General features: G+C 67.7%; 12 protein-coding genes and 2 pseudogenes. 5 read left to right on the top strand and 9 right to left on the bottom strand.

Translation table 11 applies throughout. The annotated features are described in order from the left end of the window. Window positions 1-954 (bottom strand): annotated as a pseudogene (gene cysK / locus ASD86_RS04425) (cysteine synthase A); the annotation flags it as partial. 401 nt (window positions 955-1,355) lie between these two features. Here cysK and ASD86_RS04430 point away from each other — a divergent pair. Beyond that, on the top strand, window positions 1,356-2,555 hold the full coding sequence (locus ASD86_RS04430) for an efflux RND transporter periplasmic adaptor subunit (protein WP_082578060.1): 1,200 nt from the start codon (window positions 1,356-1,358) through the stop codon (window positions 2,553-2,555). Window positions 2,556-2,768: 213 nt separating this feature from the next. After that, window positions 2,769-5,894 (top strand): efflux RND transporter permease subunit, encoded by a 3,126-nt coding sequence (locus ASD86_RS04435; RefSeq protein ID WP_056107401.1) that lies wholly within the window; start codon window positions 2,769-2,771, stop codon window positions 5,892-5,894. A 137-nt stretch (window positions 5,895-6,031) separates the two neighbouring features. Here ASD86_RS04435 and ASD86_RS04440 read toward each other — a convergent pair whose 3' ends face one another. Beyond that, window positions 6,032-6,427 (bottom strand): Imm10 family immunity protein, encoded by a 396-nt coding sequence (locus ASD86_RS04440; RefSeq protein ID WP_162253610.1) that lies wholly within the window; start codon window positions 6,425-6,427, stop codon window positions 6,032-6,034. 24 nt (window positions 6,428-6,451) lie between these two features. Next, the gene (locus ASD86_RS04445) at window positions 6,452-6,772 is read right to left on the bottom strand and encodes a peptidyl-tRNA hydrolase (RefSeq protein WP_056107407.1); all 321 of its coding nucleotides are present in this window, start codon (window positions 6,770-6,772) and stop codon (window positions 6,452-6,454) included. An 89-nt stretch (window positions 6,773-6,861) separates the two neighbouring features. Here ASD86_RS04445 and ASD86_RS04450 point away from each other — a divergent pair, with 89 nt between their 5' ends. Together ASD86_RS04450 and ASD86_RS27665 are read left to right on the top strand one after the other, a co-directional pair. Continuing rightward, entirely contained in the window at window positions 6,862-7,422 is a 561-nt protein-coding gene (locus ASD86_RS04450) for a GNAT family protein (RefSeq protein ID WP_056107410.1), read from the top strand. Window positions 7,423-7,936: 514 nt separating this feature from the next. Beyond that, a pseudogene (locus ASD86_RS27665) lies at window positions 7,937-8,656 on the top strand (RNA methyltransferase); the annotation flags it as partial. 434 nt (window positions 8,657-9,090) lie between these two features. Here the strand turns inward: ASD86_RS27665 and ASD86_RS25735 are convergent. The 6 genes from ASD86_RS25735 to ASD86_RS04485 form a co-directional block, all read right to left on the bottom strand. After that, complete coding sequence (locus ASD86_RS25735; protein WP_082578062.1) at window positions 9,091-9,750, bottom strand: RebB family R body protein; 660 nt, start codon at window positions 9,748-9,750, stop codon at window positions 9,091-9,093. 112 nt (window positions 9,751-9,862) lie between these two features. Further along, on the bottom strand, window positions 9,863-10,195 hold the full coding sequence (locus tag ASD86_RS04465; RefSeq protein WP_056107413.1) for a hypothetical protein: 333 nt from the start codon (window positions 10,193-10,195) through the stop codon (window positions 9,863-9,865). Between the two features lie 12 nt (window positions 10,196-10,207). Beyond that, window positions 10,208-11,620: a M28 family peptidase gene (locus ASD86_RS04470; protein WP_082578063.1), complete on the bottom strand. Its 1,413-nt coding sequence runs from the start codon at window positions 11,618-11,620 to the stop codon at window positions 10,208-10,210. Window positions 11,621-12,027: 407 nt separating this feature from the next. Next, window positions 12,028-12,447, bottom strand: a complete 420-nt coding sequence (mscL, locus tag ASD86_RS04475; protein ID WP_056107419.1) for a large-conductance mechanosensitive channel protein MscL — start codon at window positions 12,445-12,447, stop codon at window positions 12,028-12,030. A 109-nt stretch (window positions 12,448-12,556) separates the two neighbouring features. After that, window positions 12,557-13,273: a fumarylacetoacetate hydrolase family protein gene (locus ASD86_RS04480; protein ID WP_056107421.1), complete on the bottom strand. Its 717-nt coding sequence runs from the start codon at window positions 13,271-13,273 to the stop codon at window positions 12,557-12,559. 4 nt (window positions 13,274-13,277) lie between these two features. Beyond that, window positions 13,278-13,613, bottom strand: coding sequence for a hypothetical protein (locus tag ASD86_RS04485; RefSeq protein ID WP_056107424.1), 336 nt, complete (start codon window positions 13,611-13,613; stop codon window positions 13,278-13,280). A gap of 119 nt (window positions 13,614-13,732) precedes the next feature. Between ASD86_RS04485 and ASD86_RS04490 the strand changes: the two genes are divergently transcribed. Further along, window positions 13,733-14,050, top strand: coding sequence for a Rieske 2Fe-2S domain-containing protein (locus ASD86_RS04490; protein ID WP_235567672.1), 318 nt, complete (start codon window positions 13,733-13,735; stop codon window positions 14,048-14,050). Window positions 14,051-14,265: the final 215 nt, after the last annotated feature.

The raw sequence follows: 14,265 nt of genomic DNA on the forward strand, positions 1-14,265 counted from the left end.
GCCCAACGTTGCCAACCACTCTTCGTCGCTGCCCTCGTTGACGCCCTCGAACAAGAACGTACTCAGATAACGCTCGCCGGTATCGGGCAGCATCGCCAGGATCACCGCGCCCGGTTCGGCCTGAGCCGCGACCTGCAGCGCCGCGGCCATGGTCGCGCCGGCGGAAATTCCGACGAACAGGCCTTCCTCGGCCGCCAGCCGACGCGCGGTGTCGCGCGCGAGCACATCGTCGACCGGCACGATCGCGTGCGCGGCGCCGCGGTCGAGCACGGCCGGGATGAAGTCCGGGGTCCAGCCCTGGATCTTGTGCGGCTGCCAGTCCTTGCCGCTCAGCAACGACGCGCCGGCCGGTTCGCACGCGGTCACGCGCACCTCGGGCCGCGCCACGCGCAGCACGTCGGCGACGCCGGTCAGGGTGCCGCCGGTGCCCCAGCCGGTGACGAAATGATCGAGCCGGCGGCCGGCGAAGTCCTGCACGATCTCGGCCGCGGTGGTGCTGCGGTGATAGGCCGGATTGGCCGGATTCTCGAACTGGCGGGCCAGGAACCAGCCATGCTTTTGCGCCAGCTCGGCGGCGCGGCGCACCATACCGCTGCCGCGCTCGGCGGCCGGGGTCAGGATCACCTTGGCGCCGTAGGCGCGCATCAGCTTGCGGCGTTCGATCGAGAAGGTCTCGCTCATCGTCGCCACGAATTTGTAGCCGCGCGCCGCGCAGACCATCGCCAGGGCCACGCCGGTGTTGCCCGAGGTCGCCTCGATCACGGTGTCGCCGGGCTTGAGCTGGCCGCGCGCCTCGGCGTCGAGAATGATCGCCAGCGCCAGCCGGTCCTTGACCGAGCCGCCGGGATTGAACGATTCGACCTTCGCGTACACGGTCGCGTGCTCGGGGGCCAGGCGGTGCAGGCGCACGATCGGGGTGCGGCCGATGGTGTCGAGAATGCTGTCGTGGATCATGGACGCGGGCTCCTTGGGGGACATCCGGAGTATGAACCGCGATGCCCGCGCGCGGCGTCGTGGCGGCGGTTGCACTGCTGCAACCTGCGAAGGTGAGCGCAATGTCAGCGCGCTGTCAGCGCAGTGTCAGCAACGCTGCTGCATCTGTACGGCTCCCTTGGCACGCATACATCGCGGGTACGACTTTGCGTATACGGTGGTCAACCAATGGCCCACGCGAGCGTTGACCTCGGACCGCTAGACTCACGCCGGTTTCGGAGCCGCCCACGGTCGGGACCGTGTCGCTCCACCGCCGTGCCAGCGTCGTTCGCGCGAATCGCCTGGTCGGCCGTCCCATCCGTCCGCTCCTCACCCGTCCGATCCGCGCCACCGCCCTCACGGGTCCCCGTTCAGAGAACCGCATGCGATCACGTTCCGGATTGAGCACCTGTTGCGCCCTTGCCCTCGTCGTCGTCCTGGCCGCCTGCGGCAAGGGCGGCAAAGCGCAAGGCGGTCCGGGCGGTCCGGGCGCGGGACAGGGCGACAGGCCCACCCCGGTCACCGCCGAGCAGGTTCATCTGCGGCCCTGGAACGACACCGTTCAGGCGCTCGGCAACGTCAAGGCGCGCGAGTCGATCACCGTCTCGGCCAAGGTCAGCGAGATCGTTCAGGCCGTGCATTTCGAAAGCGGCGACCACGTCGCCGCCGGGGCCTCGCTGATCACCCTGAGCGGCAAGGCCCAGCTGGCCGCGCTGGCCCAGGCCGAGGCCACCGCCAAGGAGGCCGAGCAGTTGTTCAAGCGCCAGACCGAACTGGCCGCGCAGCAGCTGATCGCGCGATCCGCGCTCGACACCCAGCGCGCCACCCGCGACGCGGCCCGCGCGCGGGTCGAACAGATGAAGGCCGATATCGGCGACCGCGAGATCCGCGCGCCGTTCGCCGGCGTGCTCGGCATCCGCCAGGTCAGCCCGGGCTCGCTGATCACCCCGGGCACGCCGATCGCCACGCTCGACGACACGCAGCGCGTCTACATCGATTTCCCGGTGCCCGAGACCCTGCTCGCGCGCGTGGCCAAGGGCCAGAGCGTGACCGGCACCAGCGCGGCCTATGCGGGCAAGCGCTTCGAAGGCGAGGTCAGCACGGTCGACGCGCGCATCGATCCGGCCACCCGCGCGGTCACCGTGCGCGCCGATTTTCCCAATCCCGATCACCTGCTGCGCCCGGGCATGCTGGTGCAGGTGACCTTGCTGCAGCCGCAGCGGCAGGCGCTGCTGATTCCGGAAATATCGGTGGTGCAGGTCGGTACCGATTCCTATGTGTTCCGGGTCAAGCCGGACAACACGGTCGAACGTGCGGATGTTGAAGTCGGCACGCGTCGCGAGGGGCTGGCTGAAATCGTCGAAGGCTTGAAGGTTGGCGATCGGGTGGTGGTCGATGGCACCGGCAAGTTGCGGGTTGGCGGCAAGGTGCAGGTGACTGCGGCTGCGGTGGTGCCCGCGCCCGCGCAGACGCGCGAGGCTGAGGCCGGTGCGTCCGCACCGGTGCCTGCGGTGCAAGCGCCGGCCGTTGATGCACCCGCGCAGAAGAACGCCGCGGCTGGAAAGGGCAATGCCAATGGCTGAGTCCCAGGGTTTCTTCGAGCGACTGCGCGCTCTCATTTCGTCATTCCCGCGAACGCGGGAATCCAGTGACTTTGAAGTAGTCGCACGAAAGCCACTGGATTCCCGCGTTCGCGGGAATGACGAGCAAAAGCAGACACAATCGTCGGCCACTCCCGTCTACATCGCCGCCAAGCGCGGCGAACCCAAACGCCGCAACGGCGCGGGTGACGGCCGATGATGCTCTCCGACGTCTCCATCCGCCGTCCGGTGTTCGCCACCGTGATGAGCCTGCTGCTGATCACCCTGGGCGTGATGGCGTTTTCGCGCCTGACCCTGCGCGAACTGCCGGCGATCGATCCGCCGGTGGTTTCGGTCGACGTGTCCTATCCCGGCGCCTCGGCGGCGGTGGTCGAAACCCGCATCACCCAGGTGCTGGAAGACGCGCTGGCCGGCATCGAAGGCATCGAGAGCATCGAGTCGCGCAGCGTCAACGGCCGAGCCTCGATCAGCATCGAGTTCACCCTGCAGCGCGAAATCGAAGCGGCCGCCAACGACGTGCGCGACGCGGTCAGCCGCGTGTCCAACCGCATGCCGGACGAAGCCGATCCGCCGCAGATCGAGAAAGTCGAAAGCGACGCCGACCCCATCTTGTGGCTCAACATGAGCTCCAAGCAGATGGACACGCTGCAGCTGTCCGACTACGCCGAGCGCTACATCGTCGATCGGTTGTCCTCGGTCGACGGCGTCGCCCAGGTGCGCATCGGCGGCCAGCAGCGCTACGCGATGCGGATCTGGCTCGACCAGGACGCGCTGGCCGCGCGCGACATCACCGTCAACGAAGTCGAAGCCGCGCTGGGCGCGGAGAACGTCGAACTGCCGGCCGGGCGGATCGAATCGGAATCGCGCGACTTCACCCTGCGCGTTGCGCGCAGCTATCAAAAACCCGCCGACTTCGCCCAGATCCCGCTGAAGAAGGGCGCCGACGGTTATGTCGTGCGGCTCGGCGACGTGGCCAAGATCCAGCTCGACTCGGCCGAACGCCGCGCTTATTACCGCAGCAACGGCGAGCAGAACATCGGCCTGGGCATCGTCAAGACCTCGACCGCGAACAGCCTGGACGTGGCGCGCGCGGTGCGCGAAGCGGCCGACCAGATCCGTCCCGGCCTGCCGCAGGGCACCGACATCTTCGTCGCCTTCGACACCACCGTGTTCATCGAATCGGCGGTCGAACGCGTTTACCACACGCTGGTCGAAGCGATCGTGCTGGTGCTGATCGTGATCTGGCTGTTCCTCGGCAGTTTCCGCGCCGCGTTGATCCCGGCGGTGACGGTGCCGGTGTGTCTGATCGCCGCGTTCATTCCGCTGTACATGTTCGACTTCTCGATCAACCTGCTGACCTTGCTGGCGCTGGTGCTGTGCATCGGCCTGGTGGTCGACGACGCGATCGTGGTGATGGAGAACATCCAGCGTCGCGCCGACCTGGGCGAGCCGAGTCTGGTCGCGGCCGCGCGCGGCACCAAGCAGGTCGCGTTCGCGGTGATCGCGACCACCGCGGTGCTGGTCGCGGTGTTCCTGCCGGTCGGCTTCATGGAAGGCAACACCGGACGCTTGTTCCGCGAGTTGTCGGTGGCCTTGGCCGGCGCGGTCGCGTTGTCGGCGTTCGTCGCGCTGACCCTCACCCCGATGATGTCGTCCAAGTTCGTGCGGCCGCACAGCGAGGAGAAGTCGAACTTCATCAATCGCTGGATGAACGCGCGCCTGGACGGCGTGAGCCGGCGCTACAAGGGCCTGCTCGATCACACCGTCGAGCGGCCGTGGCTGTTCGGCGTGCTGATGCTGATCGCGATGGCGTTGAGCTTCGTGCTGTTCAAGTTCGTGCCGTCGGAACTGGCGCCGCAGGAAGACCGCGGCTCGTTCCAGATCTCGATCCTCGGCCCGGAAGGCGCCGGTTACGACTACACGGTCAAGCAGGTGCAGCAGGTCGAGAAGATCATCGCCTCGCACACCGGCCCGGACAAAACCATCCAGCGCTACAACCCGCGCGTGCCCGGCGGTTTCGGCGCCAGCGAGGAAATGCATACCGGCCGCATCGCGGTGTTCCTGCAGGACTGGGACAAGCGCGAGGTCAGCACCGCCGATGTCGCCGACGGTCTGCGCGGCGAGCTGAGCCAGCTCACCGGCGTGCGCGCGTTGCCGCAGGTCGGCGGCGGTCTGGTGCGTACCCGCGGCCAGCCGATCCAGATCGTGCTCGGCGGCCCGGAATACGTCGAACTGGCGCAGTGGCGCGATCGCCTGCTGGCGCGGATCGAGCAGAACAAGGGCCTGTTCTCGGCCGATTCGGATTACAAGGAAACCCGGCCGCAGATGCGGGTGGAGATCGACCGCCAGCGCGCGGCTGATCTGGGCGTGAGCGTCACCGACATCGGTCATGCGCTGGAAACCATGATGGGTTCGCGCCGCGTCACCACCTTCGTGCAGAACGGCGAGGAGTACGACGTGATCGTGCAGGCCAATCGCGATCTGCGCACCTCGCCAGCGGACCTGTCGGCGATCCAGGTGCGCGCGCGCGACGGCGGCCTGATTCCGCTGTCGAATCTGGTCACCCTCAACGAACTGGCCGAGCCCGGCAGCCTCAACCGCTTCAACCGTCTGCGCGCGATCACCATCAGCGCCGGCCTCGCTCCGGGTTACACCATGGGCGAGGCGGTCGCGTGGTTGAACCAGGTTGTCGCCGAGGAACTGCCCGATCAGGCGCAGATCGACTGGAAGGGCGAATCGCGCGAATACCAGAAGGCCGGCGGCGCGGTGCTGATGACCTTCACCCTGGCGCTGCTGGTGGTGTACCTGGTGCTGGCGGCGCAGTTCGAGAGCTTCATCCACCCGTTCGTGATCATGCTGACCGTGCCGCTGGGCGTGCTCGGCGCCTTGTTGGGGCTATGGATGACCGGCGGGACGCTCAACCTGTTCAGTCAGATCGGCATCGTCATGCTGGTCGGCCTGGCGGCGAAGAACGGCATTTTGATCGTCGAATTCGCCAATCAGTTGCGCGACGAGGGGCGAAGTATTCATGAAGCCATCGTCGAGTCCTCGGCGGTGCGCCTGCGTCCGATCCTGATGACCTCGATCGCGACCGTGGTCGGCGCGGTGCCGCTGGTGCTGGCCGGCGGCCCGGGTTCGGCCAGCCGCGCCACCATCGGCATCGTGGTGATCTTCGGCGTGTCGTTCTCGACTCTGCTGTCGCTGTTCATCGTGCCGGCGTTCTACGTGCTGCTCGCGCGCTTCACCAAGTCGCCCGAAGCGGTCGCGCATGAGTTGGAGAAGCTGGAGAAGGAAACGCCGCAAGTCGACGGGCACGCCTGATCTTCGGGTGCCCCCTGTAGGAGCGGCGTAAGCCGCGACCGCGACATCCGGCCTACGTCGCATGTGCGATGTCGCGGTCGCGGCTCACGCCGCTCCTACAGGGCGTTTACGCGCTCGCGCGGCGGGCGTAACCCATGTCAGGCCGACTCGACGACGCGGCCGCATTCGTACCCGCGCATCCGCTCCAGAATCCGCAACGCCTCGGCTTTCCCCGCCAGTTGCTCAGGCCACTGAAGGCTCACGGAGTCGCCGAATTCCAGATCCCTGAGCCCCGCGGCGTTGAACTCGACATCGATGGACCGCTCACCGACCGCGATGCGCTCGGCGCCGCCATAGCCACCTCGGCTCTGGTCGTCGCGCTCCAGATAGATCGCATCCATGCCGCCGTCGCGATCCTGCGGCTTGATCGCGCAAGCGCAGACGATATGCAGCACGTCCAAGGGGTTTTCGGCCGAGGCAAAGCCCAGGCTGACCCAGAGGTACTCGCCCGCTTCCTCGCCCGACTGAGCTTCCTCGATCAGATACGTCTTCATCTTCATCTCCTGCCGATCGCGTATTCACGCGATCGTCGGCGCCTCGCGATACAGACGCAGGAACTTGAACATCTTCGGCCACTCCTCGCGCGGTTTGAGCACGATCGCCACCTCGCGGCCGTCCAGCGCCGATTCGGTCAGCACCAGATGGTCGGCGACCTGCTTGGCGTTCTCAAACTCGGCCGCATTCACCTTGCACACGGCCTTGAAGAACGGCCCGTCCAGCCACTGCGCCACTTCCGGCGTGTCGCGGAACTTCAGGTAGCCGGCCAGCGAGGCGTGGGCGACCGCGACCATGGCGAAGCCGAGCGGGATGTCGTCGCGGACCAGGATGTACATCTTCATGACGTCGACAGGCCGTTATGGAGCGGATGAGGCGGAAGCGCCGGCGCGCGCGATTTGCAGCGCGGCGGCCACGTAATTAGGCTAATCGTATGAACCTTTCCCCCTCAGCCGCCAGCCCGCCGCCGCGGGGCGACGGTTTCGTGCTGCGCCCGTGGCGCCTGGACGACCTCGACAGCCTGGTCGCGCATGCCAACGACGAGCAGGTATCGCGCGGCCTGGCCGATCGTTTTCCTTATCCCTACACCCGCGAGGACGGCGAGCGGTTCCTGTCCGGCGGCGTCATCGACATGGCCGAGCCGGTGTTCGCGATCGAGGTCGATGGCAGCGCCTGCGGCGGGATCGGCGCGCATCCGGGCAAGGGCGAACGCGCGCATTCGGCCGAGTTCGGTTATTGGCTTGGGCGTTCGCTGTGGGGCGAAGGCCTGATGACGCGCGTGGTCGCGGCATTCGCGCCATGGGCGATGAACGAACTGGCGCTGTATCGGTTGTATGCGACCGTGTTCGATCACAATCCCGGTTCGGCGCGGGTGCTGCTGAAGAACGATTTCACCGAAGAAGGCGCGCAACGTTGCGCGGTGGTCAAGCGCGGGCAACTGCACGACCTGCGGGTGTTCGCGAAAGTACGAAGGAGTTTGAACGATGCAACGTGACGATCCGCCGCGCGGTCCGCGCAAGCCTTACAGCGGTCAGGGCCCGCGCAAAGACACCGGTGCCGGTACCGGCCAGGGCGCAGGGCAGGGTGCGGGCCAAGGTGCGGGCCAAGGCCCGTGGCGCAGCGGTCCGCGCCGCGACGATGAGCAGCGGCCGCCGCGTCCGGGCGCCTTGCCGCCGCGTGCGCCCGATGCGTCCGGGCCATATCGCGCCGCGCCGCGTCCGCCGGCGGGCGACAGCCCGTACCGCAACAGCGGCGAGCGCCGCGCGCGCGAGCCCGCGGCGGTGGACCCGGCGGCGGTGCCGCATCGCAGCGGCCACGCTCATCCACACGACCGTTCCGAGCGTCGCGACCAGCGTCATCGCCACGGCGACGACACGCGCGAACCGCAGGCGCGCGAACGCCATGCGCGGGCCGAACGGCCGTATCGCGAACGCGACGACGAGATCGACGGCGATCTCGGCGACGAGGGTTTCGGTTCGCCTTCGCCGCAACGCGCGCGCCGCGACGCGGAGCTGCGCCTGTATGGGCTCAACGCGATCCGCGCGGTGTTCGCGCGCCGGCCGCAGGCGATCCGCAAGCTGTATCTGGATTCGAACCGGATCCCGCAGTTGCAGCCGCTGCTGGCGTGGTGCGTGGCCAATAAGGTCGGCTACCGCGTGGTCGAGCAGACCGATCTGGACAAGCTCGCCGCGAGCAGCCATCACGAAGGCGTGGTCGCCGACGTGCTGCGCGAGGAACCGGTGTCGCTGTCGGAATGGCTGCGCGAACTCGCGCCGGGACCGCAGCTGGCGATCTGGCTCGACGGCGTCGGCAATCCGCACAACCTCGGCGCGATCCTGCGTTCGGCCGCGCATTTCGGCGTGAGCGCGGTGCTGTTGCCGAAGGACGCAACGCTGGCCTTGTCGGGCGCGGCCGCGCGCGTGGCCGAGGGCGGCGCCGAGGCCGTGCCGATGGTGCGCATGGGCCGCAGCGACAACGCGCTGGCGCAATTGCGCGGCTCGGGCTTCAGCCTGGCCGCGACCGTGGTCAGCGGCGGCGAGGACATATTCGCCGCGTCCTTGCCGGAACGTCTGATCTATGTGCTCGGCGCCGAAGGCGAGGGCATGGACCGCGACCTGGCCGCGGCCTGCGACCGGCGTGTGTCGATTCCCGGCAGCGGCAAGGTCGAAAGCCTCAACGTTGCCGCGGCGACGGCGGTGGTGCTGGCCGCGTGGCGTGCGCGGCGTTGAGCAGCGGCGCCTGACCAGAGTTTGACCCGGCGACGCGATCGGGCGTCGCCGATCCCGCAACTGTGGGGTCGCTCCCTGTAGGAGCGGCGTCCGACTGGATTTCCTTCGGTTACAAGCCGCGACCGCGACACCCACATACGGCGTATGCGTGTGTTGCCGATCCGCCCGAATCATCAGATTTCATGCAGGCGCGGTGATCGAGGTTGCGTGGTCGCGGCTCGCGCCGCTCCTATAGGGGCGGTCGATTCGGTGTCGCCGCGGCGAGACGGGCGCGAGTTAGGAATCGCGACTGATCCCCACAGAAAAAAGACGACCGCGCCGATCGTTGCGAAGGTGAGTTCGCCCCCTGTCGGAGCGGTCGATCCGCTGACGCAGCGGTGAAGCAGGCGGAATCGCGACACCGAACGGATCGCGATTCCAACCGGCCTGGCGCCTCAACCCAACTGCTTGATCGCCTCCAGCACCGCCGCGTACTCCTCGGCGCGTTCCGGCGATTTCAGCATCGCGTCCAGGCAGATCGTGGTCGCGGCGAGCTGCACGGCCTGCAACTGCTGTCGGTATTCCACGGCGCTGACCTTTTCGAGCCCGTCGACGAAAGCTTCGATGCTGACGCGATGGGCGTAGGCGAACGCGGCCCCGGCGCCCAGGGTGTACTGATGGCTGGCACTGACCGCATCGAGGATTTGCGAATTCACCGAGCTGCGGGTCGTCGCCAGTTGCTTGAGCTTGCTCGCGGTCTCTTGCACGTCGGCCTCCAGAGTCTTTGGATCGAGAACGGTGGTTTGCGCGTTGGACGCGAGGCCGCGGGCGGATTCGGCGCCGTCCAGCGACGATTCGCCGGGCTGGAACGCCGCGCTGGCTTGGGAAAACAGCGTCATCGCGCCTTGTGTGGCCGCCGACGAATTAATGATGCATTGCTGTTGCTGCGCGTTGACCGCGTTCTCGACCATGATCCCGGTGGCATGGCCGATGCTCTGGTAGATCTGCGCGATGGCCATGGCCGGCGCTTCGGCGACGAGTTTGACGTTGGCCTGGGTGATCGCATCGGTGACCTGCGAATTCACGGTGCCGGAAACGGAAGCTGCCTCATCCATGGAGAGTGTCCTGTGCGGGAAGGGATGCAGGCGCGGCGGGTTTGCCGGCCTTCGTTGCGGTTACAACGCAATTCGGCGGACAGACCGGGCGTCGTGCGCGACGAAGCGGCGGTTATGCGATGCGCATCGCACTGCGCTTGTCGTGCACGGCCGATGAGATCGGCGCCATGCCGCTCGCCGCGATCGGGCGATCCGGGAAAGAGAGCGCCGGGCCTGAAGGAGGGCCCATGGATTCGTGGATGTCTGGCGCATTGGCCGTATCCGCAAACCTCGCCGCCTTGCCCCATCGCGTGGAGAAAGCTGCGAGGTTCTTTGCTTGAAGGCGTTCGAGCCAGATGCCTTTCGCTCCGGCGCGACGCTGCACGGGCAAGGCGACCAACCTGAAACCGCAGGCCAAAAAAAACCGCCCTCCCCCGATCCGGGAGAGGGCGGTCGTGTCACGCATCGCCTGTGGCGCTCATTCCTCCGGCGGAACGACCTTCTTCGGCGCGCTGCCGAAATCGCCGTCGGCCGATGCGGCCAGATACGCGAACACCGCATACGCCGCGACGTTCTGCGCCAGCGCCTTCGGATCGATCTTGTCGAGCGTGTCGTCGGGCGTGTGGTGGTAATCGAAGTAGTCGGTACCGTCCTGCGCCAGACGCGCCCAGGCCAGGCCGCCGGCGGCGAACGGCGAGATGTCCGGGCCGGGGCCGCCCTTGCCCGGGGTGTGCTCGATGCCCAGCGGCGCCAGCGCCTGCGCGATCTGCGCATCGGCGGCCTTGGCGTAGTCCGGCGCCGAACTCGAATAGGCGTAGATGCGGCCCGCGCCGAAGTCGCTTTCCGCGCCGATCTGATGCTTGCTCACGTCGGCCGCGTGCTTGGCCGCGTAGGCCTTGCCGCCGTGCAGACCCTGTTCTTCGTTGGCGAAGGCGATGACCCGGATGGTGCGCGCCGGGCGCAGCTTGGTCTGGCCGATCAGCTTGGCCGCGGCCATGGTCAGGCCGACGCCGGCGCCGTCGTCGATCGCGCCGGTGCCCAGGTCCCACGAATCCAGATGGCCGCCGATGATCACCACTTCGTCGGGCTTGCTCTTGCCGCGGATCTCGCCGATCACGTTGTGCGAGGTCGCCTCGCCGTCCCAGCCGCAATCCAGCGCGACGCGCACGCGGGTCGGGCCGAGCGCGGCCAGCCGCGACAACTGCGCCGCGTCCGGCGCCGACAAGGCCGCCGACGGAATCGGCTTGAGTCCGTCGTCGAAACGGGTGATGCCGGTGTGCGGCATGCGGTGCGAATCGGTACCGGCCGAACGCATCAGAAAACCGCTGGCGCCGGCGCGGATCGCCGCCGACGGACCGCGGCTGCGCACGCGCCCGCCGGGGCCGTAACCGGCGCCGTCTTTCGCGCGCGGCATGGCGAAGTCGACGAAGGCGATCTTGCCGGCCAGCGAACCGGCCGGCACCGCTTCCAGCGCGGCCAGGTCGGCGAAGCGCGCGACCTCGCCCTCGACGGTGCCGGCCGGGCTGCCGCCGAGAGCGGTCAGGGTCAACGGCTGCGCATTCGCGCCGAGCACTTGCGCGTGTTCGCTGCGACGCTCCCATTTCGGAAACGTCACCGGTTCCAGCCACACCTTGTCGAAGCCGAGTTCGCGGAACTTCGCCTGCGCCCAGGCGACCGCGCGCGCGTCGGCTTCGCTGCCGGCCAGGCGCGGCCCAACTTCGGTCGTCAGCGATTCGGTGATCTTGTAGCCCAGGTCGCTGGCGAGCGCGCGTTCGCGCAGTTCCGCGGCGGCGTCGACCGCGGCCTGGGGTATGCGCGTTTCGCGCGGAGCGGCCACGGCAGAGCCTACGAACAGTACAGCAGCCATCGCTGCCCACAACGGTGCGCGCATCCCCAATCTCCTCAGCGGGCCTTGCCGTCCGGAAGGTCGGGCGGCACAGGCGAAACGTCGAGCTTAGCAACCCGCGCGGCGGTCGCTATCTGAGGAAAGTCACCCCGCGGCTTGAGCGTTTTTTGTCGCTGGCTATCGCGAGGCTTGAGGCGGGTCGCACCGGTGCGGCTAACTTTGCCGTTCTTGTGGTTTCGCCCGGCGGTCGGCGAGTAAACGAGCTCTTTCGTGGGAGGGGCTTCAGCTCCGACGCTCTTTGCTCAGTTCGCGATGAGCTGAAAGAAACGCATGGGAGCTGAAGCCCCTTCCACAAAAGACTTCGAAGTCGCGCGGCGATCCGTGGCGAGCGCAAAGCGAAACGGCCGCGCAAGGCGGCCGTTCCGGATGCGACGCGAATGAATCCAGGGAACTCAGAGCGTGGTCTTGCCCTGCAGCGAATCGCGGATCTCGCGCAGCAGCAGCACGTCTTCCGGGGTCGCCGCGACCGGCGCTTCGACCGGCTTGCGCACCTTGTTATAGGCCTTGAGCACGATGAAGATCACGAACGCGATCAGGATGAAGTCGATCGCGGTCTGCAGGAACATGCCGTACTTGACCGCGACTTCGGCCGCGACTTCCTTGCCGGCCGCGTCGAGCTGCGAAGGCTTGAGCACGTACTTCCAGTCGCTGACGCTGACGCCGCCGGTCAGGTAACCGATGCTCGGCATGATGATGCCGTCGACCAGCGCGGTGACGATCTTGCCGAACGCCGCGCCGATCACCACGCCGACGGCCAGATCGACCACGTTGCCGCGCGCAATGAACTCTTTGAACTCGCTGATCATGCCCATCGCATGCTCTCCCTGGTTGCGGCTGGGCCGTGACGGACCAGACGGTTGACGACATCGAAAACGGCGCTGGATCGAGCCTCCACTCGCCGCGGCCGGACTATACGGGCGCTCAGGTGATGCGCCCGTGCAGTTCGGCCACGCCTTCGAGCACTGCGCGGTAGCGGTCGCCGCGCTGTAGCGGACCGACGCCCGACGGCGTGCCCATGTAGACCAGGTCGCCGGCGCGCAATGCGTACAGGCGCGAGAGTTCGTGCAGGATCTCGGGCACGTTCCAGACCAGATCGTCGAGCGTGCCGCGCTGGCGCGGTTCGCCGTTGACCTCCAGGCTCAGGCTGCGCGCGCCGAGTTCGCCGACTTCGGCTACCGGCACGATCGCGCTGATCGGCGCGGCATGATCGAACGACTTGCCGGTGTCCCACGGCAGGCCCTTGGCCTTGGCCTGCGATTGCAGGTCGCGGCGGGTCAGGTCGAGGCCGACCGCGTAGCCGTAGATCAGATTCGCGGCGTCGGCGACGGCGAGTTCGCCGGCCGGCGCATCGCGGCCGATCGCGACGACCAGTTCGACTTCGTGATGCAGGTCGCTGGTGCCCGGCGGATACGGCACGCTGTCGCCGAGTTCCAGCGAATCGTGCGGCTTGAGGAAGAACACCGGCTGGCCGCGATCGGCGGCCGAGGTCGGCACCGCGGCGCCCATTTCGCGTGCGTGCTCAGCGAAGTTGCGGCCGACGCAGTAGACGCGGCGTACCGGGAACGTGGCGTCGGCGGCGAGGCCCTGGCCGCGCACGGGAATGCGGGTAAGCGGCGGCGCCGCGATCACGTCGCTCATACGCTCAGCGCGCCGTGTTCGAGCGGTGCTCGACCTTGGCCGGGTCGACGACGCGGAATTCGCCCTCGACCACGTCGTGCTCATGGCGCGGGCCGCGTGCGCTCATCGGCTTGCCGCGGCGCTGCCACAGCTTGTAGGTCAGGCCTGCGACGATCATCGCCGCGCCGACGAACACGCTGAAGAACACCAACAAGGCCAGCAGGCCCAGTCCGACGACGCCGAGCACGAAACGCAGGAGGCGGTGACGCGGCTTGCGCGGCTCGAACGCCGTGCGCACGCGCGATTGGAATGCATTCCATTGCGGTCGTTGATCGAAAAAGCGGAAGGTCTGGGCAAACATTTCGGGTGTCGTGAGACAATGCGGCTTGGGCCGGACACTGGAGTATCGTTCCAGGCATGGATGAGGGTGTGAGAACTTCGTTAAATGCCGCGGGCGGCGCCGACCCGGCCGGTCAACCTTTGATCGAGCTGCAGCGCCTGGCCGACGGCGCGTTCGCCGAGGCCGAAGCGAGCATCGACGGCGACGCCGAATCGTTGCTGCTGTACCGCGACGGCGACGCCGTGCGCGCCTGGCTCAACATCTGCCCGCACGCCGGCCGCCGGCTGGACTGGGCGCCTGGCCAGTTCCTCAAGACCAAGGACGGCCTGCTGGTGTGCGCCGCGCACGGCGCGAGCTTCGAACTGCTCGGCGGCGAATGCGTGGCCGGGCCTTGTCGGGGTGAATCCTTGCGCGCGGTCGAGGTGGTGGTGCGCGATGGGGCGGTGTGGTTGGCCTGAGCCAGCCGCGACCGCGAAACGTCATCTGCGACGCATGCCGCAATAGCCGTGCCATCGCACCGGCGATGCGGTCGTTGCTTCTCGCATCGAATTCACGATAGCTCCCTGTAGGAGCGGCGCGAGCCGCGACCGCGAAATCACAACCACGTCGACCGATAGACGTCTCCGCGATGGCATCGCTTGCGTCGTATGCGAGGTCTCGCGGTCGCGGCTCC

The organism is Lysobacter sp. Root690 (assembly GCF_001427785.1).
Classification (GTDB): Bacteria; Pseudomonadota; Gammaproteobacteria; order Xanthomonadales; family Xanthomonadaceae; genus Lysobacter.

Coding starts and splice junctions, on each gene's coding strand:
- ASD86_RS04430 (WP_082578060.1), top strand. CDS start 1,356: ATGCGATCACGTTCCGGATTGAGCACCTGTTGCGCCCTTGCCCTCGTC.
- ASD86_RS04435 (WP_056107401.1), top strand. CDS start 2,769: ATGATGCTCTCCGACGTCTCCATCCGCCGTCCGGTGTTCGCCACCGTG.
- ASD86_RS04440 (WP_162253610.1), bottom strand. CDS start 6,427: ATGAAGACGTATCTGATCGAGGAAGCTCAGTCGGGCGAGGAAGCGGGC.
- ASD86_RS04445 (WP_056107407.1), bottom strand. CDS start 6,772: ATGAAGATGTACATCCTGGTCCGCGACGACATCCCGCTCGGCTTCGCC.
- ASD86_RS04450 (WP_056107410.1), top strand. CDS start 6,862: ATGAACCTTTCCCCCTCAGCCGCCAGCCCGCCGCCGCGGGGCGACGGT.
- ASD86_RS25735 (WP_082578062.1), bottom strand. CDS start 9,750: ATGGATGAGGCAGCTTCCGTTTCCGGCACCGTGAATTCGCAGGTCACC.
- ASD86_RS04465 (WP_056107413.1), bottom strand. CDS start 10,195: ATGCGTGACACGACCGCCCTCTCCCGGATCGGGGGAGGGCGGTTTTTT.
- ASD86_RS04470 (WP_082578063.1), bottom strand. CDS start 11,620: ATGCGCGCACCGTTGTGGGCAGCGATGGCTGCTGTACTGTTCGTAGGC.
- mscL (WP_056107419.1), bottom strand. CDS start 12,447: ATGGGCATGATCAGCGAGTTCAAAGAGTTCATTGCGCGCGGCAACGTG.
- ASD86_RS04480 (WP_056107421.1), bottom strand. CDS start 13,273: ATGAGCGACGTGATCGCGGCGCCGCCGCTTACCCGCATTCCCGTGCGC.
- ASD86_RS04485 (WP_056107424.1), bottom strand. CDS start 13,613: ATGTTTGCCCAGACCTTCCGCTTTTTCGATCAACGACCGCAATGGAAT.